Origin of the sequence: uncultured Luteimonas sp. (genome assembly GCF_947492465.1) — a bacterium.
In the GTDB taxonomy this organism is placed as follows: domain Bacteria; phylum Pseudomonadota; class Gammaproteobacteria; order Xanthomonadales; family Xanthomonadaceae; genus Luteimonas.
Genome location: NZ_CANLNF010000001.1, coordinates 1 through 21,825, shown reverse-complemented (window position 1 = coordinate 21,825; position 21,825 = coordinate 1). Strand labels below are relative to the sequence as shown.

The window sequence follows — 21,825 nt, the reverse complement described above, 5'->3', positions numbered from 1 at the left end:
GGCGGCTTCCGGCATCTCCGGAACGGGGCCTGCGCCACACCCCGGCGCTGGTGGGATCGCCACGGTGCCCGAAACCGCCTCCCGGGCGCCGATGCCGCTGGCCTCGCCGCGGCCGCCCGGCTACCCTAGCGCCCCTGTTTTCCTGCCCGAGAGACCCGATGTCCGCACTGATCTGCGGTTCCCTGGCCTACGACACCATCATGGTGTTCCCCGACCAGTTCAAGAACCACATCCTGCCGGACAAGGTCCACATCCTGAACGTCTCGTTCCTGGTCCCCAGGATGCGCCGCGAGTTCGGCGGCTGCGCGGGCAACATCGCCTACAACCTCAAGCTGCTGGGCGGCGATCCGATCCCGATGGCGACCGTGGGCGGCGATTTCGGCCCCTACCGCGAGTGGTTCGAGGAAAACGACATCCCCCTCGAGCGGGTCAAGGTGATCGACGAGCTGTTCACCCCGCAGGCCTTCATCACCACCGACCACGACAACAACCAGATCACCGCCTTCCACCCGGGGGCGATGATGCGCAGCTACGAGAACCACGTGAAGGACGTGCCGGGCGTGAGCATCGGGATCGTCAGCCCGGACGGTTACGAGGGCATGCTCCAGAACGCGAAGGAGTTCGCCGAGTCCGGCATCCCCTTCATCTTCGACCCGGGCCAGGCCATGCCGCTGTTCAACGGGGAGGAACTTCGCGCGTTCATCGAGCAGGCCGACTACGTGACGGTCAACGACTACGAGTCCAACCTGCTGCAGGAGCGCACCGGCTGGACCGAGAAGGACATCGTGCAGCGGGTGAAGGCCTACATCATCACCCAGGGGCCGCGCGGCGCGCTGATCCACACGCCCGGGCAGGCCTACACCGTCCCGCCGGCCCACGAGCGCCGGATCACCGACCCGACCGGCTGCGGCGACGCGTTCCGCGCCGGCCTGATCTTCGGCATCGAGAAGGGCTGCGACTGGCAGACCATCGGCCGCATCGGCAACCTGATGGGCGCGCTGAAGGTCGAGCACCCGGGCACGCAGAACCAGCGTTTCGACTACGAAGACTTCGCCGGCCAGTTCCGCCAGCAGTTCGGGTACGCGCTGTAACGGGCGCAGGTGCTTGCGGCCAGCCGCATCGTCGTCCGCCCGCGGCACGACCCTCGCGCTGCGCTGCATGGCAGTGCGTGTCACGTATCCACGCCCGGTGCGTTGCCCCTTGCGGATGAGGCTTGCGGGCTGAAGCGCAATCCTCGCCCGGCGACAGATCGTCGATCCCGCTGGATCGGGATCGCCGCGCGCCGAGGTGCACGTCATGTGGTCCTGCTCGGCCTGCTCATGCAGGGCCTGGCCTGCGCCGCGCCGCCGAGGGCAACGGCACCCTCGTCCCCGCCACCCGACCTCGAGCGGATCGTTGCAACGCTACGCGACCTTGCCGCGGGGTCGGCGGGATTGGGACAGGCGCTGCAGTCGCTTGGGCCCGAGGCTGGGCACGAACCGCTGAAGGAATCCCGCGGACCCAGGGACCTCAGGTTGCCGGGCTTCACCAGCAGGGACGGTTATCGCATCGAAAGCGTCGAGATTCGTGTACGCCGCGGCGGACTCGATGGCGCCCCGCTGCTCCTGCTGCACCTCGGGACCAGCCCTTGTGCACCAGTCGACGAACTTGCCGAGTGGGTTGGCGCGGACCGCCAGGTCTCGATTGCGCCTTCGCCACACCTGCAGGAAGGCGCTGGCGTTCGCGGATACGCGCGCGACTACGGCACCCGACGCATCGAGCTGCTGGCCACCCGTGAGGCACTCGATTGCGTCGCCCTCATCGGGGTGCATCGCCCGGGCGCGTGACGTCGGCGATCCCGCCGCGGTACTCCCGGGCCGCCGACTCCAGCCACGCCGCGAGTTCACGACGGCGCACGCGTTCGCGGCGCGCCCGCGCCAGGCTGTCGAGCATGTAGTCGCGCCTGGCCGCGTCGTTGCCGGCGAACGACAGCGCCAGGTCGCGGTCCATCCAGCGGCGGATGAGCACGAACAGCGCCACGTGCAGGCCCAGCGCCAGCCCGCTGACCACCACCACGATCAGCACGTCCATCGTCCTGCGCCCGGGTCAGGCCGATGCCGGACTCAGTCCCACTCCGGCATCTTCGCGCGGTCCAGGCCCGCGACCTCGAACTCGGCCACCCGGTTGCCGACGTCGCGCGTCGGGAATTCGATGCGCATGCGCGTGGCATCCCGCGTGAGCCGCCACAGCGCCTTCTCGTCGTCGATGAACATGGCGATGGCCTCGTCCGTCTTCGGACGGTTGGCCGACATCGTCTTCGGCGCCTGGTCGTCGATGGTGACGGTGACGCTGCAGCTGCGGTAGCAGGCCTTGGCGAAATCGCCGCCGGGCAGCACCAGGTAGCTGCTGCGGCCCCAGTCCGGATGGTCGCGGAAGATCAGCCGGACCGGCTTGGCGCCGCTGCCGTCGACGTCCAGCGGCTCCTTCGCATAGATCGAGGCCGAGAGCTGGTTGCCTGCCTCCACCGGCTGGCTCTGGTAGGTCCACAGGGCGGCGACGCGGCTCGCCTCCAGTTCGGCGGCGCCCTTGGCCCTGGCCTCCTCGTGGCGCGGCCGCACGCGGTCGGCCGCTTCGGTGGTCGGCCATTTCGCCAGCAGGATGTCGCCCTGCGCCTTGGCCAGCGCCCAGTTGCCGTCGGCGACCGCGGCCTCGAAGCCGCGCTCGGCTTCCTCCGCGGCCTGTTCGTTGGCCTGGGCCAGCGCCGCCGCCTGCGCCGCGGCCTCGGCTTCGCGGTCCTTGCAGCCCGCCAGCAAGGCCAGGGCGAGCAGCGCGGCGCCCACGGGTATCACGATATGCATGCACAAGCTCCCGAACGAGGTCCTGCCTCCACCCTGTCATGCCGCGCGCGGCCTGTCATCCCGCCTCGACGCCGTGACGGCGGATTCCGGCGCGACACGCGACCGCAGGGCTGGCGCCGCGACGCGGCGGACCGCGGCCGCAGCGCCCTCCCTCAGTTCGTCACCGCGCCGTCGTCGGCGGCACCGGCCTGCTGCGTGTCCGTCTCCACAACTTCCCCAGCTTCCCCGGCCTCCGCAGGCGCGGGCGCGGGGGCTGCCGTCGGCGTCGCCTCGGCGAGCACCTTTTCCACCGATGCGGTGGTGATCGGGTGGTAGCCCGGGCGTGCCTGTGCGAAGGCGGTCCGCGCGAGCGCGAGCCCGTCGTGGGTTCCGGCCAGCGCCTCGTACACCGGAATGATCAGCTTGCGCCGGCCGATCCTGTTCACGAAGGCGACGATGGCCTCGTTGGCCTGCGCGTAGCCGCTGCGGATCGCCAGCGGATACCAGCGCATGGCGATCTCGCCGTTGGCGGTGCCGGTGAAGCGGTAGGCCCGGTCGAGCTGCTCGAGTTCGGCCACCGGCAGCGTTTCCGGCATGCCTTCGAGGAAGTGCAGCCATTCCTGGGTGCTCCACTGGCTGGTGATCTGCGTGGGCGGCAGCTGCTTGCTGCCGCGCCAGGCCAGGCGCGCGGAATCGACGATGCCCATCCGCGGCGACAGCACCTGTGGCGCATTGGCCGGAATGCCGGGGCCATAGATCCACTCGTCGATTTCCGCTTCGGTCACCACGCCCGGATGCGCGTCGAACAGGTGCTGCCTGGCGTAGCCCAGGAAGGTCTCGGTGGGAATGCTCTGGAAGGCGAAATGGTCGAAGTACCCGCGCAGGAACGGATCGAACACCTCGCGGCCGAAGCGCTCCTCCAGGAAGTGCAGGAACCATGCGCCCTTGTCGTAGGACACCTGGCTCAGGGCGTCGTCGGCATCGAGCGGCGTGCCCGGGCGGATCGCCAGCGCCTGGGTGGCCTCGGACATGTCGCCGATGTCGCGCTTGAGCGCGTCGCGCGCGATCACCCACTCCATGTCGCTGAACTCCTCGCCGTACAGCGCTTCGACGATGCGGTTCTCGACGTAGCTGGTCATGCCCTCGTTGAGCCAGCCGTGCTTGGCGCTGGAGAAGGTGACCAGGTTGCCCGACCAGCTGTGCGCCAGCTCATGCGCGATCAGCGAGACCAGCGACTTGTCGCCGACGATCACGGTGGGGGTGATGAACGACAGGCGCGGATTCTCCATGCCACCGAACGGGAACGACGGCGGCAGCACCAGCAGGTCGTAGCGCTCCCAGCGGTAGGGACCGTACAGCGCCTCGGTGGCGGCGATCATCTTCTCGGTATCGGCGAACTCGGCCGTCGCACGCTCGACCATCGCCGGCTCGGCCCACACGCCCGAACGTCCCGAGATCGACTTGAACACCAGGTCGCCGGCCGCGATCGCCATCAGGTACGACGGGATCCGCTGCGGCATGGTGAAGCTGTACTCGCCGTCGCGCGCCGCCGCCGGATCGTTGTCGGCGCTCATCAGCACCATCACGTCCGGACGCGTGCGCACGCGGGCACTGTAGGTGTAGCGCACCTGCGGCGTGTCCTGCAGCGGCACCCAGGAACGCGCATGGATCTGCTGCGACTGGCTGAACATGAAGGGCAGCTGCCCGCCCTCGGTCATGCCCGGCTCCAGCCATTGCAGGCCCGAGGCACCGGGCGAAGTGCGATAGGTCACGCGCAGCTGCGTCGGACGCTGCGGCGTCTCGATGGTCAGGCGGCTGCCGAGCGCGGCGGCGGCGTCGGCCAGGGCGAACTGCAGCGGCTGCCAGGCGCCATCGACCTGGGCTTCGACCTGCTCGATGGCGAGCTCGCGCGTGTCGAGCACCAGCTGCGTGGCGCCGGCGTCCTTCCACTCGAGCGTGTAGGTGGCGGTGCCGGAAATGGTCTTCGCATCGAAGTCGAGCGCAAGGTCCAGCGCCAGGTCGTCGATGACGACCCTGCCGGGTTCGGCAAAGGAATGTTCGTCGCTATCGGCCATGGCGGCGGGTTTGGGGGCGGGGGCGGTGGCGGGATCGGGCCCGGCGGCTTCGCGCTTGCAGGCCGACAGCACGAGCAGGAGGGGAAGCAGCAACAGCAGGGCGCGCAGCGCGCGCACGCGGGGATGGCGCATGGCCGGGGGACGCCTCTGGCGGAAACAGGCGACGATTCTAGTCCCGATACCCGGCGCCCGCATGGCCGCGGCCGATCGCCGCGGCTGCAGCCGGCACGTTGCATGGTGGATACGGCAGGCCCGGCCCCGGACGCAGTGCTCTGCACGCGGCCTGCTGACGGGGCCGCGCCGGCGCCGCCTCTAGACTTTCCAGCCGTCGTGGATCGCGACGATGCCGCCGGACAGGTTGCGGTAGCGGGTCCGCGCGAAGCCGGCCGCGTCCATCATCGCCTTGAGCTGCTCTTGCGGCGGATGCTGGCGGATCGACTCGGCCAGGTAGCGGTAGCTGTCGGCATCGCCGGCGAACAGCCGGCCCAGGCGCGGCAGCACCTTGAACGAGTGGAAGTCGTAGAGCGGCTTGAACCAGTCGGCGCGGACCTCGGAGAACTCCAGCACGCGCGCCTGCCCGCCGACCTTGAGCACGCGCTGCATCTCGCGCAGCGCCGCGTCTTTGTCGGTCACATTGCGCAGGCCGAAGGCGATCGTGACCAGGTCGAAGCTGGCGTCCGGGAACGGCAGCTTCTCGGCATTGCACTGCACGTACTCGAAGCCGCGCACGTTGCCGCGGTCGGTCATGCGGTCGCGGCCCACACGCAGCATCTCGCCGTTGATGTCGCCCAGCACCAGCTCGCCGGAGTCGCCCACGCGGTCCCTGAGCAGCGCGGCGATGTCACCCGTGCCGCCGGCCAGGTCGAGCACGCGCGCGCCGCGCCTGACCTGCGCGGTGGCGACGAAGTACCGCTTCCACAGTCGATGGATGCCCATCGACATCAGGTCGTTCATCAGGTCGTAGTTGCCGGCAACCGACGAGAACACCTCGCCGACCAGCTTCTGCTTCTCGCCGACCGGCACCTCGCGGTAGCCGAAATGGGTGGTGCCGGTGTCGTCGGGTGCGCTCATGCACGCATTATCGCACCGCCGCGCGCGGCCGGCATCACGGCGCCGCTCACTTGCGGCGGCGCGGCCCGTCGCCGCCGGTCACCCGGCCGCGGTCGCCCACGATCACGGTGAATCCGCCGGCGTTGCCGGATTCCACATACAGGGTGAACAGGCCGTCGGGCGAGATCCAGGCCTCGCCCGGTTTGAACATCGATCCCTCGTTGTTGGCGGTATCGGCCGGCGGGCGATCGGCGTCCTGGCTCTCGGCCTCGTAGCGGTAGCCGCTGCCGACCCGATGGATGATCACCGCGTCGCCGGCCAGCGCACCCTCGTAGGCGCCACTGCGACGGCGCGCCTCGACGGTGTAGAACGTGCCGCTGTACGGATCGGGCGAGGATGGCGTCTGCAGCACCAGCATCTGCGCGCTGCCGGCGCCGGACAGGCTGGCGAAGTCCAGCTGCAGCCGCGTGCGCGGCGTACCCACGTCGAACGTACGTTTGCGCGCGGCATCCACCCAGCCCAGGCGATCGCGCTGCAGCATGTTGATGTGCTTGGGCCGGGAGCCGTACACCGCGTCGCGGACGGCGTTGCTCCAGCTGTCGCTCATCACGTCCCAGGGGTTGTCGTAGGTATCGTCGTCGCCGTCGGAATTGTCCGAATGCGGCAGGCCGTAGCCGTGCCCCATCTCGTGCGCGAGCGGCGCGAGGTTGTTGAACGACCACGGCGGGTTCCAGGTGGTCGACCAGCAGCGGTGGCCGCCATCGAGCGTCGCGCAGCGGCCGCCGCCCCAGGCATAGCCGTCGAGATCGCCGTTGAACATCATGTTGATGCCGATGACGCCGCTGAAGTCGACGCTGGCATCGGCGGCCGCGGTGCAGTCGTCGAACAGCGCGTCGAGGTCGGCCTTCTCCTCTTCGCCGTCCTCGGTCACGTAATGCGAACGTGGATGCGGCAGGGCGTACCAGCCCACCGCGTCGCTGCCGGCCAGGTTGATCCGGTCGTAGGACACCTCGCGCCAGTAATGGCCGAGCTGGCCTTCGGCCTCGCCATACTGGTCGCGGAAGAACGCGACCGTCTTCTGTTCCTCGGCGATGTCGCTGAACCTGCAGGCCACGGTCATCCAGCGGGTCGCACCGAGCGTGGCCTTGGCCACCCCGTCGGCCTTGCCGCTGCGCACGTGGGGCAGCCCGGTCGCCGGATCGTCCACCGGCACGATGGCGTCGATCATGCGCATGCCGCCAGACTTGCGGCCGCTGAAGCCGACCGCCACGCGACGGTTCGCCAGCGCATAGAGATCGCCGGCGCCACGCCGCGCCTGCCCGGGGTCGAGGGCGATGCGCCCGCCGCCGTCCAGGGCCAGCGCCACCTCGAACTTCGGCGCCAGGCGCGCCTCGGCTGCAGGCGCACCGTCGCCCCAGCGCAGTTCCAGGTTGCCCTGCAGCACTTCGCCCTGCGCCGCGCCTGCCAGCAGCGACGCGCACGCGAACAGCGTGACCCGCTTCCTGTCCATCGGATATCCCCCTGTGTCGCGGCCAATTCTCGACCACGCGGCGCCACCGCGACAACTCGTGACGCGCGTCACGCCGGCTGCCTCCCGCATTCCGCGCTATCGTGTCCGGCACGCCTCGACCGGCCCTTGCCGATGCCGACACCCGACTACCGCGCCATGCTCGCCACCGCCATCGAGGAAGCCCGCCAGGGCCTCGCCGAAGGTGGCATCCCGATCGGCGCCGCGCTGTTCGCCAGCGACGGTACCCTGCTCGGCCGCGGTCACAACCGCCGCGTGCAGGAAGACGATCCGTCCGTGCACGGCGAAACCGACGCCTTCCGCAAGGCCGGCCGACAGCGCTCCTACCGCGACACCATCATGGTCACCACGCTCTCGCCGTGCTGGTACTGCAGCGGGCTGGTGAAGCAGTTCGGGATCGGCACCGTGGTGATGGGCGAGTCGGTCAATTTCCAGGGCGGCCACGACTGGCTGCGCGAACAGGGCGTGGAGGTGGTCGATCTCGACGACCCCGAATGCATCGCGATGCTGGGCGAGTGGATCGCCGCCCATCCGCAGGTGTGGAACGAGGACATCGGCCAGGATCACTGAGCCGGCGCCGCGGGCGTTGCCACGTCCCGCCTCGAGCGGGCGCGCCGCGCCGCGCGATCGCAGCGGCCCGCGCCCCTCCACAGGGGCGGCCGCAGGCGCGAGAATGCGGCCCTGCCGTTCCGAGCCCCGCACCCTCATGCCCCTGCAACACGAAACGCTGCAGTTCCGCGGCCTCCCCTGCATCCGCCTGCGCGATGACGGCGCGAGCGCGCTGGTGTCCCTGCGCGGGGCACAACTGTTGTCGTGGATTCCGCAGGACGGCCGCGAGCGCCTGTTCCTCGCCGGGCACGCCGACCTTGCCTCCGGAGCCGCGGTCCGCGGCGGCATCCCGATCATCTTCCCGCAGTTCGCCGAACGGGGCCTGCTGCGCAGGCACGGCTTCGCGCGCCAGCTGGACTGGTCCTTCGCGGGCATCGCCGACGGGTCGGCCTTGTTCGAACTGCGCGACAGCGCGGCCACCACCGAGTGGCCCCATGCCTTTGCCTGCCGCCTGTCGATCACGCCAGGTCCGTCGCGGCTCGAGGTCGCGCTGGAGGTCGAGAACCTCGGCAGCGACGCCTTCGCCTTCACCGCCGCCCTGCACAGCTACCTGCGCGTGGACGACATCGCCCGCGCCGCGCTCGAGGGCCTGCAGGGCTGCGACTACGAAGACAGCGCCAACGGGGGCACCCTGCATCGCCAGGACGCGCATGCGGTTACCTTCGACGGCGAACTCGACCGCATCTACGCCGACGTGGTCGCGCCGCTGCGCCTGGTCGATGGCGACGGCCATCTCGACATCGAGCACGAGGGTTTCGGCGACGCGATCGTCTGGAATCCGGGTGAAGCGCTGGCCGCCGGCCTGCCCGACCTCGCTCCCGGCGAATATCGCCGGTTCGTCTGCGTGGAAGCCGGCCAGGTGCTGCAGCCGGTCCTGCTGGCCCCGGGCCAGCGCTGGCGCGGACGCCAGTTGCTGGGCTGAGCCGGGACGGGCCGGCCGCGGGGCCCTCAGCGGGCCTCGAGGGTGAACGCGCCGAAGGCCACGCCCAGGTCCCACCCCTTGCCGGTGCCGGCCAGCGCCAGCGACACGTCGCCCTTGGTCATGGCCTGCGCCTTGCTCGACTTCGCCGCGCCGGCGTGGGCTTCGGCGGCGACGTAGGTGCCCAGCACCTCGCGGATGTCGCGCACCGCGGAGAAGTCGCCACGGCCGTCGCGGATCTCGGACTTGCCCACGCTCAGGCCACCGCCCCTGGCTTCGATGCGCACGGCCAGGCTCTGGCCGTTGTCGCAGCGCACCGTGCCGGTGCCGGAAGCGGTCTTGTAGAAGGCCGACCAGCCGCTCATGTCGAAGGCCAGGCGGCAGGAGACGTCGCCGGCGACGGCAGGTGCCACGGCGAACAGGCCGGCGAGCGTGGCGGCGGTCAGCAGGCTGCGGAAGTGCATCGCGGTGTCTCCTTGTCCGGCCACGACGGCCGTCGGTTCAGTCGAGGGTCCAGCCCTGCGGCATGATGCGCCGCATGAAGCGGTCGAACATCGGCACGGTGAACGCGGTATCGCCGTGGCTCGGGCTCCAGATCATGCCCTTGGCGATCAGCTGGCTGCGCGTGGGTCCGAGCGTGGTGACCTTGCGTTCGAGCAGGGTTGCCACGTCGCCGGAACGATGCGGGCCGGGGCCGAGCTCCGCCATCGCGCGCAGGTAGCGCTTCTCCGACGGCGTCAGGCGGTCGAAACGCACGCGGAAGAAGCTCTCGTCGAGCGCGGCCGTCGCGGTGACCGACGCGGCCTCGACGTCGGCCAGGGTGATTGGCGAATCGTCGGCCGCATCCCAGGCGTGCTTGCCCCACTCCTGCAGGAAGTACGGATAGCCCTGGGTCTGGTCGAGGATGCGCGCGGTGGCGCCAGGCTCGAACACCACGCCCAGCTCCGCCGCCGGCACTTCTAGTGCGGCTCGCGCCGCCTCGGCATCGAGCGGGCCGACGAAGGGGAAGTCGAACAGGCGCTCGGCATAGGACTTGGCCCGGCCCATCTGCCCCGGCAACTGCGGCAGGCCGGCGCCGACCAGCATCACCGGCACCTGCTGCTGCGCGCAGCGGTGCAGCGCGGTGACCAGCGAGGCCAGCTGCTCCTCTTGCACGTACTGCAGCTCGTCGATGAACATGATCAACGCCGTCCCGCCGGCCTTCGCGGCGCGGCCGGCGGCTTCCAGCAGCGCCTGCAGGTCGTGTTCGAGGTCGCCGTTGTCGGCCAGCCCGGGCTCGGGGTCGAAGTCGATGCCGACTTCGATGTCGGCGTACTTGAGCTTGAGCCCGCGCGCGAAGCCGGCCAGGGCGCGCAGGGCGCGCTTGCCGAGCTCGCGCGCCTGTTCCGAGCGCGACAGCCGCAGCAGCGCCTGGCGCAGCTGCGGGGCGAGGATGGCGGGAAGCGAGCGCCCCTCCGGCGCCTCGATGCGTAGGGTGTGCAGGCCCGCGCCCTCGGCGATGTCGCGCATGCGGTCGAGCAGCACGGTCTTGCCGACCCCGCGCAGGCCGATCATCAGCACGCTCTTGGCGTGGCGGCCGGCGCGCACGCGCTGGCTGGCGACGTCGACGGTGCGCAGCAGTTCGTCGCGGCCGGCCAGTTCCGGCGGCGGCGTGCCGGCACCCGGCGCATAGGGATTGCGGATCGGATCCATGGGCGCAGCCTAGGCCGGGTTTAGCTAAATTACAAGAATGTCATAATTTCACTAAAATTCACCAAGACAGCGCAGGTTCCCGGACTTGGGCGTCGAGGGCAGCGTCCTGCAGCTGTCCCGCCAGAACCCCCATCCGGGAACTCCGGCCGAGCGGCGGGCGCCCAGCCCTCAGCGCCATGCGCCCGTCCGCGCAGGAAACCTTCAGAGGATGTAGCGGCTCAGGTCGGGGTCCTGCACCAGTTCGCCCAGGTGCGCATCGACGTAGGCGCGGTCGATGGTGACGCTGCTGCCGCCCTTGTCGGGAGCCTCGTAGCTGAGGGTGTCGAGCAGGCGCTCGAGCACGGTGTGCAGGCGACGCGCGCCGATGTTCTCCTGGCGCTCGTTGACCTGGGCGGCGATCTCGGCCAGGCGGTCGATGGCGTCAGCGGCGAACGCGAGCTGCACGCCCTCGGTCCGCAGCAGTTCGACGTACTGCGTGGTGAGCGCAGCCTTTGGCTCGGTCAGGATGCGCACGAAATCGTCCTTGCTCAGCGCCGACAGCTCCACGCGGATCGGGAAGCGCCCCTGCATCTCCGGGATCAGGTCGCTGGGCTTGGCCAGATGGAAGGCGCCGGACGCGATGAACAGGATGTGGTCGGTCTTGACCGAGCCGTACTTGGTGCTCACCGTCGAGCCTTCGACCAGCGGCAGCAGGTCGCGCTGCACGCCCTCGCGGCTGACGTCGGCGCCCATGCCTTCCGAGCGCTTGGCCACCTTGTCGATCTCGTCGATGAAGACGATGCCATGCTGCTCGCAGGCCTCGATCGCGGCCTCGCGCACGTCGTCCTCGTTGACCAGCTTCGCCGCTTCCTCTTCGACCAGCTGCGGCCGCGCGGCCTTGATCGTGAGCTTGCGCGCATGCGTCTTCGCGCCGCCGAGGTTGGCGAACATCTGCCGCAGCTGCTGGCCCATCTCCTCCATGCCCGGCGGGGTCATGATGTCCACGCCCACGTTGGCCGACAGCTCCAGTTCGATCTCGCGTTCGTCCAGCTCGCCGGCGCGCAGCTGGCGGCGCAGCTTCTGCCGGGTTTCCGATTCCCTGGCGGAAGGGTCCGCGCCGATGTCGACCGTGGTCTGGCTGCCGAAGCCGAAGCCCGGCTGCGGCGCCTCGCGGCGCGGCAGCAGCGCGTCGAGGATGCGGTCTTCGGCGCGTTCCTCGGCCTGGGTACGCACCTTTTTCTTGGCCTGTTCGCGATACAGCTTGACCGAGGTATCGGCCAGGTCGCGGATGATCTGCTCGACATCCTTGCCGACGTAGCCCACCTCGGTGAAGCGCGTGGCTTCCACCTTCACGAAGGGCGCATTGGCCAGCGTCGCCAGGCGGCGCGCGATCTCGGTCTTGCCCACGCCGGTGGGACCGATCATCAGGATGTTCTTGGGCATCACCTCGTTGCGCAGCTCCTCGGGCAGCTGCGCGCGGCGCCAGCGGTTGCGCAGCGCGATCGCGACCGCGCGCTTGGCCGACTGCTGGCCGATGATGTGGCGATCGAGTTCCTGCACGATCTCGCGCGGGGTCATGGTGGAAGAGCTGTTGTCGGTCATGTGCATGCCTCATGGGCGCCGTGCCCGCGCGGGGCGCGATGCGGTGGCGTGAATGTCCAGTATGGGAGGCAGGGTGCGCCTGCCTGCGCGAAGCGGCGGGTCAGAGTTCCTCGACCACGACGTTGCGGTTGGTGTAGATGCAGATGTCGCCGGCGATGGCCAGCGCTTCGGTGGCGATGCTGCGCGCATCGAGCTGGGTATGCGCCAGCAGCGCACGCGCCGCCGACAGCGCATAGGAGCCGCCGGAGCCGATCGCGATCAGGCCGTCCTCCGGCTCGATCACGTCGCCGGTACCGCTGATGATCAGCGAGGTGTCCTTGTCGGCCACGGCGAGCAGCGCCTCGAGCTTGCCGAAGCGGCGCTCGGTGCGCCAGTCCTTGGCCATCTCCACCGCGGCGCGCTGCAGCTGCCCGTGCTTCTCGAGCTTGGATTCGAACAGCTCGAACAGGGTGAAGGCATCGGCCGCTGCGCCGGCGAAGCCGGCCAGCACCTGGCCATCCTTGCCCAGGCGGCGCACCTTGCGCGCGTTGCCCTTCATGACCGTGTGGCCGAGCGTGACCTGGCCGTCGCCGGCCACGGCCACCTTGCCGTCGCGGCGCACCGACAGGATCGTGGTGGCGTGGAACACGTTGGGATTCTGGCTGGGGTCCATGCGGCCTCCGGGGCGGGTCAGCCAGACATAGGGGCGGGACCGGGCCGATCAAGCCCCGTGCGCGCTCAGGCCCGGTACGCCACGCAGGAATAGCAACCGCGCCGGGCGTTGTGCAGCTGGACGCAGGCCACGGCGGCGCCACGGAAGACGAGTGCGAGTTCGCCGGCGACGTCCGCGCCTTCGCAGACCCGCGCGTCCAGCATCGTCCACGCGGCGTCGTAGGCGCGCAGCGAGATCAGGCGGCGGCTCACGTAGGCCGGCACCTCGCCCGGCGCCAGGGCCGGCTGCCGCGACCGCCGGCGAACGAAGATCGGTCCCGAGGCGCGGTACGGCGAGTCGCCGGCGACGTGCTGCCAATGCAGCAACAGCAGTTCCTCGCCGATGCGTGCGTCTTCAAGGGCCACGCGACAGGGATAGCCCACGTCGTCGTCGGCGACGACACGGCGCATTCCGCGCCGCGCAAGGCTGGCGTCGTCGAGTGCGAACAGCGGTTCGAACGGGGTCGGGTCGAGTCCATGGAGGCGAAAGGTCATGGCGGGCTCCTGCAACAGAGGCGCATCCTCTCGCGCCGCGCGATGGGATTCGCGCCGTTTCCGGACATGCAGCCCGGGGGCGGCCTGCTCAGATCGCGCCCGGCTTCCCCTCCAGCAGCTTGCGCGCACGCGCCTGCAGCGCGAGCCACGAGGCTTCCAGCTGCTCGGACTTCGGCGTGACCCGCGCGATCAGCGCGAGCGCCTCCTCCAGTTCCTCCACCCGCCAGGCAAGCTCGGCGTAATCCTGCGCGAGCACAAGCTCCACCCGCCGGTCCTCGCACACGCCGATGCACGGCCGTGGCGCGTCCACCTTTCCGCACCCGATGCAGCGCCAGCCTTCAATGGTCTCGACCATGGCCACATGGTAGCCAGGCGCGATCGATGCGCCGTGATCCAGGTCAAGTGCGCGGCAGGAACAGCAATGGCGACGGGTCGAACGTGGCCCGCCGGGCCGTGCGCCCTAGTCCTTGCGCCGCCTGGCGCGGGGATGGGCGGCGTCGTAGACCTTCGCCAGGTGCCCGAAATCCAGGTGCGTGTAGATCTGGGTGGTCGAAATGTCGGCGTGCCCCAGCAGTTCCTGCACGCCGCGCAGGTCGCCCGAAGATTCGAGCACGTGGCTGGCGAACGTGTGCCGCAGCAGATGCGGGTGCACGCGCTTGAACAGGCCCTGGCGCTGGGCCAGCTGGCGCATCCGGACCTGCACCGCGCGCGCGCCGATCGGCTTGCCGCCGCGACCGGGAAACACCGGGGCGTCGTCGGCCGCGCCGCTGTCGGCGCGCCACGCGCGCAGCGCCTCGCGCGCGAACGAGCCCACGGGCACGATCCGCTCCTTGCCCCCCTTGCCCACCACGTTCACCAGGCCTTCGTGCAGGTGCAGGTCGCGCCAGCGCAGCGCGCACAGTTCGCTCAGGCGCAGGCCCGAGGAATAGAACAGTTCCAGCATCGCGCGGTCGCGCAGCCCGAGCGGCACGTCGGTCGGCACTTCGACCAGGACCTTGGCCTCGTCGGCGTCGAGCACCTGCGGCAGCTTGCGCGGCGCCTTGGGCGCGCGCACGCCGCTGGCGGGATTGGCCGCGATGCGGCCATGCTTGAGCAGCCACCGGTAGAAGCTGCGCACCGCCGACAGGCGGCGCTGCAGGCTCTTGGGCGACAGTCCGCGGCGATGCTCGGACGCGATGAAGGCGCGGATCCCGGCTTCGTCCAGCCCGAGGATGCCGGCCTGCCCTTCGGACCAGGCCGACAGCGCGGCAAGGTCGCGACGGTAACCGTCCAGCGTATGCGGCGAGACCCGGCGCTCGACCTGCAGGTAGGCGAGGAAAGCCTGGACTTCGCTCATCGCAGTCCCTCCACGCCCGGCAGCCGCCACGCGGTCGGACGACGCCGGATCGCGGCCGCCGCGCGCAACCGCGCTGCCGCCGGTTCAGCCATCGAACCTGCGCAGGGCCACTTCGAAGGCCTCGCCCATCATGCGCAGGAACAGGGTGCCCATGCCGGGGTAGAACCGGTTGGGATCGGCGCTGCCCACCGCCACCAGGCCCGAGCCTTCCAGCGCCAGCAGCGCGCTCGACTGCACCTCGTCGATGCGCGCGCCGTAGAGCAGTGCCTGCTTGTCCGGATACAGGCGCCCGCACAGCGGTTCGCCCTGCTTGAGCGCGTCGGCGAACGGAACCAGCACGGCAGCATCGCGATCGATCACCTGCAGCCAGGGCTGTTCGCCCAGTCCCGGCACCGGCTTGAACAGCACGATGCGGACCAGGTCGCCCGCGAAATCCTCTTCCAGCGTCGCCGCCATCGCACTCACCACGCCGGCGCGATCGGGCTGGCGCATCAGCGCGAGCGTGAGCTGGTGGGTGCGCACGGCAAGCCGTTCGTTCTCCTGCGAGATGGCGTACAGGTCGTGCAGCCGACGCGAGAGTTCGCGGTTCTTGTCGCGCAACACTTCCAGCTGGTAGCTGGCCAGCGACGCCGCGGGGCCATCCTCGCGCGGCACCACCAGGCTCAGCGCCAGGTCCGGGAACTGCTGCAGGAACCTGGGCTGGCGGCGCAGCCATGCCGCCACTTCGTGCGCGCCGAGTTTTTCGGTATTGCTCATCCGGTCCATTCCCCTTCGAAGACAAATGCCGCCGGCCCGGCCATCGCGACCTGCGCGGCATCCTCGGGCCAGGCGATGCGCAGCTCGCCGCCCGGCAGCAGCACGGCCACGTCGCGATCCACGCGGCCGGCGCGCACCAGCACGGCCACGGCCGCACAGGCGCCGCTGCCGCAGGCCAGCGTTTCGCCGACGCCGCGTTCGTATACCCGCAGGCGGATGCGGCCGCGGTCGAGCACCTGGGCGAAACCGACATTGGCCGACGACGGAAACAGCGGCGAAGCCTGCAGCGCAGGCCCGATCCGCGCCACCGCGGCGGCATCCACGTCGTCCACCTCGATGACTGCGTGCGGATTGCCCATCGACACCGCGCCGAAGCGCAGCGGTCCGATGTCCGCGAGCGCGGCTTCATACGTGGTCTGCTGCTGCGCGATTCCCGCCATGGGCACCTGCCCCGGCTCGAAACGCGGCACACCCATGGCGATGCGATAGCGCCCCTGGCCCAGCACTTCGACCGCATGGGTGCCGGCCGGACTGTCGAGCACGAAGTGCGCCTCCTGCGTCGCGCCCCCGCGCACCAGCCAGGCCGCCACGCAACGCGCGCCATTGCCGCACTGCGCGGAAGGCGAGCCGTCCGAGTTCCAAATGCGGTAGCTGGCGAGCGCGCCGGGGCTGGCGGGCGGGCCGATGGTCAGGATCTGGTCGCAGCCGACGCCGGTATGGCGGTCGGCCAGGGCGCGGCACAGTTCCGGGTCTGGCGGCGCGGCACCGTCGCGCAGGTCGAGCACGACGAAATCGTTGCCCGCGCCATGCATCTTGCTGAAACGCAGCGGCTGCGCCGGCCTGTCCCGGCGGACCGCGTGCGAGGCGTTCGCGGCCACCGGATCAGCCGTGGCCGGGATCCGCCGGTGGCGGCGGCACCACGGCCGGGTCCGCGTCGGCGTCTTCGACCGGGTCTTCGGGCAACGCCTCCGCGGGCGGTGCTTCGCCGGCGTCGTCGTCCACGGTCGCCGCGTCGTCGGCCTCCAGCTCCGCCGCCTCTTCTTCCATCGCGGCGGCCTCGGAGGCGCGCACCAGCGGGCCCTTGTTGCCGCAGGCGGCGAGGGTCAGGGCGAGAGACAGCAGCGCCAGCGGCGCGAGGAGGATCGGGAATCTGCGCATGCCGGCAGTGTAGCCCGGCCCGTCGGACAGGACGAGTCCCGGTCCCCCGCCTAATGCGATCCGCTCAGCGTTCGCGCGCCCGCCGCGCAACCGGTTCCGGGCGCGACCAGAGCCAGGCCGCCACGACCGCCATGCAGCCGACCGGCAGCGCGAACATCCACCAGCGCCTACCGTCCCCCAGGAGCATCAGCGCGAGCAGGACCAGCGTCGAGGCGAGCATGGTCCACGTCGCCATCCACTTGGCGCGCCGCGCGACGCTGCGGCCGGCCTGCCAGTCGCGGATCATCGGCCCGAAGCGCGGATCTTCCAGCAGCCTGCGATGCAGGCGTTCGGAACCGCGCGCCGCCGCGAACGCCGACAGCAGGACGAAAGGCACCGTTGGCAGCCCCGGCAGGAACATGCCCAGCAGCCCGAGGCCGAGGCTGGCATAGGCCAGCAGCCACCAGGCCCAGCGGAAGCGGCGTGTCGGACGCATGTCCGCATGATATCGGGACGCGCGGACGGGGCGCGGCGGCGCCAACGCAGGAGGCCGCCCGGGGGCGGCCTCCTGTACGACCTTTGGGCTACTTCACGCCCAGCTGGTCGAGCATGAAGGCGTACATCTCAGCCTGCTCGCGGAAGCGGCGGAAGCGCCCGGACTTGCCGCCGTGCCCGGCCTCCATGTTGGTGCGGAACACGATCGGCCCGTTGCCGGTGTCGAGGTCGCGCAGGCGCGCCACGTACTTGGCCGGCTCCCAGTACTGCACCTGCGAATCCCACAGCCCGGTGCCCACGAACATCGCAGGGTAGGCCTGCGCGGAGAGGTTGTCGTACGGCGAGTAGGTGACCATGTAGTCGTAGAACTTCCTTTCCTCCGGATTGCCCCACTCGTCGTACTCGTTGGTGGTCAGCGGGATGCTCGGATCGAGCATCGTCGTCACCACGTCGACGAAGGGCACCTGCGAGAGGATCACGCGATAGCGGTCCGGGGCCATGTTCGAGATCGCCCCCATCAGCAGGCCGCCGGCGCTGCCGCCGTAGGCCGCGACCCGATCCTTCGCCGCATAACCCTGCGCGACGAGCGCATCGGTGACGTCGATGAAGTCGGTGAAGGTGTTGACCTTGTTGAGCAGCTTGCCGTCCTCGTACCAGCGTCGGCCCATCTCCTGTCCGCCACGGATGTGCGCAAGCGCGTAGACCATGCCGCGGTCGAGCAGGCTGACCGTGGTCACGCTGAAGCCCGGATCCATCGACATGCCGTAGCTGCCGTAGGCGTACTGCAGCATCGCCGCGCTGCCGTCCTTGCGGAAGCCCTTGCGGTAGACCAGCGACACCGGGATCTTCTCGCCGTCGCGCGCCGTCGCCCACACGCGTTCGGTCGCGTACTGCGACGGGTCGTAGCCGATCACCGGCTGCTGCTTGAGCACGATGCGCTCGCCGCTGGCGGTGTCGAGCTCGTAGGTGGTGGCCGGCGTGGTCAGCGAGGTGTAGGTGTAGCGCAGCTTCGTGGTGCCGGGTTCGGTGTTGGCCGACAGCCCCATCGAGTACGCGGGCTCGTCGGCCTCCACGTACTCGGCGCTGCCGTCCTGGCGCAGGATGCGGACGCGTTCGAGCGCATCGGAACGCTCGCCCAGCGCGATGAAGCCGTCGAACAGTTCGAAGGTCTCGAGGAAGACCTGCGCATCGTGCGCGACCAGGTCCTGCCAGTCCCCGCGCGAGCGCGAGCCGCTCGGCGCCTGCACCAGCTTGAAGTTCGTGGCGCCGTCGGCGTTGGTCAGGATCACCCAGCGCCCGCCCAGGTGGTCGGCGCTGTACTCCAGTTCGCGCTCGCGCGGGGCCAGCACGGTGAACTCGCGCGGATCGGACGCGGGCGCATAGCGCAGTTCGTCGGAGACGGTACTGCTGACGCCGATCAGAATGTAGCGGTCGTCGCGGGTGCGTTCGAGGCCCATGTAGAAGCTGTCGTCGGCCTCCTCGTACACCACCGTGTCCGTCGCAGGATCGGTGCCGATGACGTGGCGCTTCACCCGCTTGGTCAGCAGGGTTTCCGGATCGTTCTCGATGTAGAACACGGTGCGGTTGTCGTCGGCGAACACGAGGTCGCCGGAGGTGCCGCGGATCTGCTCGGGATAGTCCTCACCGGTGGCCAGGTTGCGGAAGCGGAAGGTGTACTGGCGGCGGCCGTTGGTGTCGTCGGCCCAGGCCATCACCGCGTTGTCCTGGCTGATCTCGTAGGCGCCAACCGAGTAGTAGTCCTTGCCCTCGGCCAGGACGTTGACGTCGAGCAGAACCTGCTCGCCGTCGAAATCACCGGCCTCGTTGGAACGCTGGATCGACAGGGCATCGACACCGGGGCCATCCGCGCGCCGCGCGTGGATCGGGTAGTCCTTGCCCGTTTCGTAACGGGCGTAGTACCACCAGCCACGCTCGCGTGCCGGGATCGAACTGTCGTCCTGCTTGATGCGCCCGACGATCTCGTCGTAGAGCCTGTCCTCGACCGGCTTGAGCGGTGCCATCACCTGGTCGGCGTAGGCGTTCTCGGCCTGCAGGTAGGCCAGCATCGCCGCGTCCTCGCGCTTGTCGTCGCGCAGCCAGTAGTACTCGTCGTGGCGCTCGGCGCCGTGCGGCGCCTTCACCACATGCGGGCGCTTCTCCGCGTCCGGCGGGGTGGGATCGGCGGCCATCGTGGAAGTGTTGGAAAGCGTCATCAGGATCGTGGTCGCAAGTAGTAGGGCGGTTCGCATCGGGAATTCCGCTGGAGGCAGGACGGGATGCCGCATCCGGACAGGACGCCCGGACGCGGCGTCATTTCATTTCTGGCCGAGCTGCTGCCAGAGGAAACTCAGGTACAGCGCGTCCATGTGCGCGGCCTGGCGGTTGTCCGCCGCACCACCGTGGCCGCCTTCGATGTTCTCGTAGTAGCGCACGTCCTTGCCGGCTTCGGACATCTTCGCGAACATCTTGCGGGCATGGCCCGGATGCACGCGGTCGTCGCGGGTGGAGGTCAGCAGGATGGTTGCCGGGTAGTCCTTGGCCGGGTCGAACAGGTGGTAGGGCGAAAAGGTGCGGATGTATTCCCACTCTTCCGCGATGTCGGGATTGCCATACTCGGCCATCCACGAGGCCCCTGCCAGCAGCTTGTTGTAGCGCTGCATGTCCAGCAGCGGCACCTGGATCACGATCGCGCCGAACAGCTCCGGGTACTGCGTGAGCATGTTGCCGGTCAGCAGGCCGCCATTGCTGCCGCCGCGCACGCCCAGGTGCTGCGGCGACGTGATCTTGCGATCGATCATGTCCTGCGCGACGGCCGCGAAATCCTCGTAGGCCTTGTGCCGGTTGGCCTTGAGCGCCGCCTGGTGCCAGCGCGGGCCGTATTCGCCGCCGCCGCGGATATTGGCCACCGCGTAGACGCCGCCCTTCTCAAGCCAGCCCTTGCCCACGCCGCCGGAATAGCCCGGCGTCAGCGAGATCTCGAAACCACCGTAGCCATAAAGCAGGGTCGGATTCGTGCCGTCGTAGACCAGGTCCTTCGGTCGCACCAGGAAGTAGGGCACGCGGGTGCCGTCCTTCGAGGTCGCGAAATGCTGCTCGACCACGTGCCTGGAGGCATCGAAGAAGGTCGGCATGGTCTTGAGCACTTCGGGTGCCGCCGCACCCTCGCCCGCGTCGCCCAGCATCAGCGTGGTCGGGGTGAGGTAATCGGTCACGGTGAGCCACAACGCATCGGATTCATCGCTGTCCACCGCGCTCGCGCCGATGGTCCCGAACTCGGGCACGCCGCCCAGCGGGCGCCGCGACCAGCCGTCCTCGCCCGGCGTCAGTACGGTCAACCGGTTCTTCACGTCCTCCAGCACGTTGAGCACCAGATGGTTCCTGGTCCACGACGAACCGGCCAGCGAGCTGGTCTGGGTCGGCTCGAACAGGACCACGAAATCACGCTGGCCGTCCATGAACTCGTCGAACTTCGCCGCGAGCAGCGAACCGGCCGGATAGGTCCTGCCGCCGACTTCCCAGGGTTCGCGCAGCTCAAGCGTCAGCCACTGCTTGTGCACGCTCTTGTTGGCCGAGTTGGGCGCGTCGATCCTGGCCAGTTCGCCGTCGGCCTTCCGCAGGTAGAGCTCGTCGTTGTAGAACGCGAGCGTGCGGCTGACGAAGTCGCGCTCGAAGCCAGGCGTATGGTCATGGACGGCGGCGATGTACATGTCGTCCGCACGGCCCTCGTAAACGACCGCTGCCGATGCCAGCGGCGTGCCGCGCTTCCACTCCTTGACGATGCGCGGATAGCCGGATTCGGTCATCGAACCTGCGCCGAAGTCGGTATAGGCATAGACCGTGTCGCGATCGATCCAGCCCAGCGCGCCCTTGGCCTCCTCGCGGAAGAAGCCATCCTCCACCCAGGCCTTGTTGTCCAGGTCGAACTCGCGCGTCACGTCCGCATCGGCGCCACCGCGCGACAGCGCGACCAGGCAGCGGCTGTAGTCGGGACGCAGGCAATCCGCGCCGTGCCAGACCCAGTTCTCGCCCTCGGCCTTGTTGAGCGCGTCGAGGTCGATCAGCACCTCCCACTGCGGCCTGGGCTTGCGGTACTCCTCGAGCGTGGTGCGGCGCCACAGGCCCCGCGGATTCTGCTTGTCGCGCCAGAAGTTGTAGTACCACTCGCCCTGCTTGTAGACGCCGGGAATCTTGTCGTCCGAGTCGTAGATGGCGAGCAGGTCCGCCTCCAGCTGCTTGAACTCCGGCGTGGCGGCCAGTTCGGCTTCGGCCTTCGCGTTCTGGGCCTTGACCCACTCGAGCGCCTTCGGATCCTCGACGCCTTCCAGCCACTGGTACGGATCGGACACCGCTGCCTCCTCGTTGGCATGTACCGGGCCCGTGGCAAGGCCCACCGCGAACGCAAGCGCCGCGGACATCGGAATGGATTTCATAGTCAATCTCGCCATGACGGCTTCCATCTGCAAAGTGGCCGCACGCTACCACACGCATCGCGAACCGCCGCAGTGCCGGAAGTCGAACGGCGCGTGGCGCGCCCGATCGGCAGGCATAAAAAAACCCCCAGCCTTGCGGGCTGGGGGTTTTGGGGTAAAGACCCTGGCGATGACCTACTCTCGCATGCGGCTGCACACTACCATCGGCGCGTAAGC

Annotated in this window: 22 protein-coding genes; 4 read left to right on the top strand and 18 right to left on the bottom strand. The window is 69.6% G+C overall.

Going from position 1 to position 21,825, the window contains the following annotated elements:
- The first annotated feature begins 158 nt into the window (after positions 1-158).
- Together Q0863_RS00110 and Q0863_RS00105 are read left to right on the top strand one after the other, a co-directional pair.
- Entirely contained in the window at positions 159-1,091 is a 933-nt protein-coding gene (locus tag Q0863_RS00110) for a carbohydrate kinase family protein (protein WP_298573534.1), read from the top strand.
- A gap of 207 nt (positions 1,092-1,298) precedes the next feature.
- Positions 1,299-1,826: a hypothetical protein gene (locus Q0863_RS00105; RefSeq protein ID WP_298573533.1), complete on the top strand. Its 528-nt coding sequence runs from the start codon at positions 1,299-1,301 to the stop codon at positions 1,824-1,826.
- On the opposite strand, the gene Q0863_RS00100 is transcribed toward Q0863_RS00105, so the two are convergent.
- The 5 genes from Q0863_RS00100 to Q0863_RS00080 form a co-directional block, all read right to left on the bottom strand.
- The gene (locus tag Q0863_RS00100; RefSeq protein ID WP_298573532.1) at positions 1,798-2,070 is read right to left on the bottom strand and encodes a hypothetical protein; all 273 of its coding nucleotides are present in this window, start codon (positions 2,068-2,070) and stop codon (positions 1,798-1,800) included. The genes Q0863_RS00105 and Q0863_RS00100 overlap by 29 nt on opposite strands.
- Positions 2,071-2,102: 32 nt before the next feature.
- On the bottom strand, positions 2,103-2,837 hold the full coding sequence (locus Q0863_RS00095; RefSeq protein ID WP_298573531.1) for a hypothetical protein: 735 nt from the start codon (positions 2,835-2,837) through the stop codon (positions 2,103-2,105).
- A gap of 152 nt (positions 2,838-2,989) precedes the next feature.
- On the bottom strand, positions 2,990-5,023 hold the full coding sequence (locus tag Q0863_RS00090; protein ID WP_298573530.1) for a M1 family metallopeptidase: 2,034 nt from the start codon (positions 5,021-5,023) through the stop codon (positions 2,990-2,992).
- 180 nt (positions 5,024-5,203) lie between these two features.
- The gene (gene ubiE, locus Q0863_RS00085) at positions 5,204-5,962 is read right to left on the bottom strand and encodes a bifunctional demethylmenaquinone methyltransferase/2-methoxy-6-polyprenyl-1,4-benzoquinol methylase UbiE (RefSeq protein ID WP_298573529.1); all 759 of its coding nucleotides are present in this window, start codon (positions 5,960-5,962) and stop codon (positions 5,204-5,206) included.
- A 46-nt stretch (positions 5,963-6,008) separates the two neighbouring features.
- Positions 6,009-7,451, bottom strand: coding sequence for a hypothetical protein (locus Q0863_RS00080; RefSeq protein WP_298573528.1), 1,443 nt, complete (start codon positions 7,449-7,451; stop codon positions 6,009-6,011).
- A 132-nt stretch (positions 7,452-7,583) separates the two neighbouring features.
- Here Q0863_RS00080 and Q0863_RS00075 point away from each other — a divergent pair, with 132 nt between their 5' ends.
- Both Q0863_RS00075 and Q0863_RS00070 read left to right on the top strand, forming a co-directional pair.
- Positions 7,584-8,039: a nucleoside deaminase gene (locus tag Q0863_RS00075; protein WP_298573527.1), complete on the top strand. Its 456-nt coding sequence runs from the start codon at positions 7,584-7,586 to the stop codon at positions 8,037-8,039.
- 136 nt (positions 8,040-8,175) lie between these two features.
- Complete coding sequence (locus Q0863_RS00070) at positions 8,176-9,000, top strand: D-hexose-6-phosphate mutarotase (protein WP_298573526.1); 825 nt, start codon at positions 8,176-8,178, stop codon at positions 8,998-9,000.
- A gap of 26 nt (positions 9,001-9,026) precedes the next feature.
- Here the strand turns inward: Q0863_RS00070 and Q0863_RS00065 are convergent, their stop codons facing one another.
- The 13 genes from Q0863_RS00065 to Q0863_RS00005 form a co-directional block, all read right to left on the bottom strand.
- Positions 9,027-9,461: a hypothetical protein gene (locus tag Q0863_RS00065; protein ID WP_298573525.1), complete on the bottom strand. Its 435-nt coding sequence runs from the start codon at positions 9,459-9,461 to the stop codon at positions 9,027-9,029.
- Between the two features lie 37 nt (positions 9,462-9,498).
- Positions 9,499-10,689 carry an ATP-binding protein gene (locus Q0863_RS00060; RefSeq protein ID WP_298573524.1) on the bottom strand — a complete coding sequence of 397 codons (1,191 nt, stop codon included), beginning with the start codon at positions 10,687-10,689 and terminating at the stop codon, positions 9,499-9,501.
- 201 nt (positions 10,690-10,890) lie between these two features.
- Positions 10,891-12,270 carry an ATP-dependent protease ATPase subunit HslU gene (hslU, locus tag Q0863_RS00055; protein ID WP_298573523.1) on the bottom strand — a complete coding sequence of 460 codons (1,380 nt, stop codon included), beginning with the start codon at positions 12,268-12,270 and terminating at the stop codon, positions 10,891-10,893.
- A gap of 100 nt (positions 12,271-12,370) precedes the next feature.
- Positions 12,371-12,922 (bottom strand): ATP-dependent protease subunit HslV, encoded by a 552-nt coding sequence (hslV, locus tag Q0863_RS00050; RefSeq protein WP_298573522.1) that lies wholly within the window; start codon positions 12,920-12,922, stop codon positions 12,371-12,373.
- A 65-nt stretch (positions 12,923-12,987) separates the two neighbouring features.
- Positions 12,988-13,455 carry a DUF1203 domain-containing protein gene (locus Q0863_RS00045; RefSeq protein WP_298573521.1) on the bottom strand — a complete coding sequence of 156 codons (468 nt, stop codon included), beginning with the start codon at positions 13,453-13,455 and terminating at the stop codon, positions 12,988-12,990.
- Positions 13,456-13,543: 88 nt separating this feature from the next.
- Complete coding sequence (locus Q0863_RS00040; protein ID WP_298573520.1) at positions 13,544-13,810, bottom strand: hypothetical protein; 267 nt, start codon at positions 13,808-13,810, stop codon at positions 13,544-13,546.
- A gap of 105 nt (positions 13,811-13,915) precedes the next feature.
- Positions 13,916-14,791, bottom strand: a complete 876-nt coding sequence (gene xerC, locus Q0863_RS00035; protein ID WP_298573519.1) for a tyrosine recombinase XerC — start codon at positions 14,789-14,791, stop codon at positions 13,916-13,918.
- 84 nt (positions 14,792-14,875) lie between these two features.
- The gene (locus Q0863_RS00030; protein WP_298573518.1) at positions 14,876-15,547 is read right to left on the bottom strand and encodes a DUF484 family protein; all 672 of its coding nucleotides are present in this window, start codon (positions 15,545-15,547) and stop codon (positions 14,876-14,878) included.
- The gene (dapF, locus tag Q0863_RS00025) at positions 15,544-16,359 is read right to left on the bottom strand and encodes a diaminopimelate epimerase (protein ID WP_298575770.1); all 816 of its coding nucleotides are present in this window, start codon (positions 16,357-16,359) and stop codon (positions 15,544-15,546) included. Before dapF ends, Q0863_RS00030 begins: the two co-directional genes overlap by 4 nt.
- Positions 16,360-16,429: 70 nt before the next feature.
- A complete protein-coding gene (locus tag Q0863_RS00020; RefSeq protein ID WP_298573517.1) occupies positions 16,430-16,705 on the bottom strand; it encodes a lipoprotein in 276 nt (91 codons plus the stop codon).
- Positions 16,706-16,769: 64 nt separating this feature from the next.
- Complete coding sequence (locus Q0863_RS00015) at positions 16,770-17,180, bottom strand: YbaN family protein (RefSeq protein WP_298573516.1); 411 nt, start codon at positions 17,178-17,180, stop codon at positions 16,770-16,772.
- Positions 17,181-17,268: 88 nt separating this feature from the next.
- Positions 17,269-19,428, bottom strand: coding sequence for a S9 family peptidase (locus Q0863_RS00010; RefSeq protein WP_298573515.1), 2,160 nt, complete (start codon positions 19,426-19,428; stop codon positions 17,269-17,271).
- Between the two features lie 66 nt (positions 19,429-19,494).
- Positions 19,495-21,594, bottom strand: a complete 2,100-nt coding sequence (locus Q0863_RS00005; protein ID WP_298573514.1) for a prolyl oligopeptidase family serine peptidase — start codon at positions 21,592-21,594, stop codon at positions 19,495-19,497.
- Positions 21,595-21,825 lie beyond the last annotated feature (231 nt).

What these genes read in the sequence shown, in the direction of transcription:
- Q0863_RS00070 (WP_298573526.1), top strand. Translation starts at nt 8,176, where the DNA reads ATGCCCCTGCAACACGAAACGCTGCAGTTCCGCGGCCTCCCCTGCATC.
- dapF (WP_298575770.1), bottom strand. Translation starts at nt 16,359, where the DNA reads ATGCATGGCGCGGGCAACGATTTCGTCGTGCTCGACCTGCGCGACGGT.
- Q0863_RS00065 (WP_298573525.1), bottom strand. Translation starts at nt 9,461, where the DNA reads ATGCACTTCCGCAGCCTGCTGACCGCCGCCACGCTCGCCGGCCTGTTC.
- Q0863_RS00015 (WP_298573516.1), bottom strand. Translation starts at nt 17,180, where the DNA reads ATGCGTCCGACACGCCGCTTCCGCTGGGCCTGGTGGCTGCTGGCCTAT.
- Q0863_RS00030 (WP_298573518.1), bottom strand. Translation starts at nt 15,547, where the DNA reads ATGAGCAATACCGAAAAACTCGGCGCGCACGAAGTGGCGGCATGGCTG.
- Q0863_RS00110 (WP_298573534.1), top strand. Translation starts at nt 159, where the DNA reads ATGTCCGCACTGATCTGCGGTTCCCTGGCCTACGACACCATCATGGTG.
- Q0863_RS00075 (WP_298573527.1), top strand. Translation starts at nt 7,584, where the DNA reads ATGCCGACACCCGACTACCGCGCCATGCTCGCCACCGCCATCGAGGAA.
- Q0863_RS00040 (WP_298573520.1), bottom strand. Translation starts at nt 13,810, where the DNA reads ATGGTCGAGACCATTGAAGGCTGGCGCTGCATCGGGTGCGGAAAGGTG.
- ubiE (WP_298573529.1), bottom strand. Translation starts at nt 5,962, where the DNA reads ATGAGCGCACCCGACGACACCGGCACCACCCATTTCGGCTACCGCGAG.
- Q0863_RS00080 (WP_298573528.1), bottom strand. Translation starts at nt 7,451, where the DNA reads ATGGACAGGAAGCGGGTCACGCTGTTCGCGTGCGCGTCGCTGCTGGCA.
- hslV (WP_298573522.1), bottom strand. Translation starts at nt 12,922, where the DNA reads ATGGACCCCAGCCAGAATCCCAACGTGTTCCACGCCACCACGATCCTG.
- Q0863_RS00060 (WP_298573524.1), bottom strand. Translation starts at nt 10,689, where the DNA reads ATGGATCCGATCCGCAATCCCTATGCGCCGGGTGCCGGCACGCCGCCG.
- Q0863_RS00100 (WP_298573532.1), bottom strand. Translation starts at nt 2,070, where the DNA reads ATGGACGTGCTGATCGTGGTGGTGGTCAGCGGGCTGGCGCTGGGCCTG.
- Q0863_RS00005 (WP_298573514.1), bottom strand. Translation starts at nt 21,594, where the DNA reads ATGTCCGCGGCGCTTGCGTTCGCGGTGGGCCTTGCCACGGGCCCGGTA.
- Q0863_RS00090 (WP_298573530.1), bottom strand. Translation starts at nt 5,023, where the DNA reads ATGCGCCATCCCCGCGTGCGCGCGCTGCGCGCCCTGCTGTTGCTGCTT.
- hslU (WP_298573523.1), bottom strand. Translation starts at nt 12,270, where the DNA reads ATGACCGACAACAGCTCTTCCACCATGACCCCGCGCGAGATCGTGCAG.
- Q0863_RS00095 (WP_298573531.1), bottom strand. Translation starts at nt 2,837, where the DNA reads ATGCATATCGTGATACCCGTGGGCGCCGCGCTGCTCGCCCTGGCCTTG.
- xerC (WP_298573519.1), bottom strand. Translation starts at nt 14,791, where the DNA reads ATGAGCGAAGTCCAGGCTTTCCTCGCCTACCTGCAGGTCGAGCGCCGG.
- Q0863_RS00010 (WP_298573515.1), bottom strand. Translation starts at nt 19,428, where the DNA reads ATGCGAACCGCCCTACTACTTGCGACCACGATCCTGATGACGCTTTCC.
- Q0863_RS00020 (WP_298573517.1), bottom strand. Translation starts at nt 16,705, where the DNA reads ATGCGCAGATTCCCGATCCTCCTCGCGCCGCTGGCGCTGCTGTCTCTC.
- Q0863_RS00045 (WP_298573521.1), bottom strand. Translation starts at nt 13,455, where the DNA reads ATGACCTTTCGCCTCCATGGACTCGACCCGACCCCGTTCGAACCGCTG.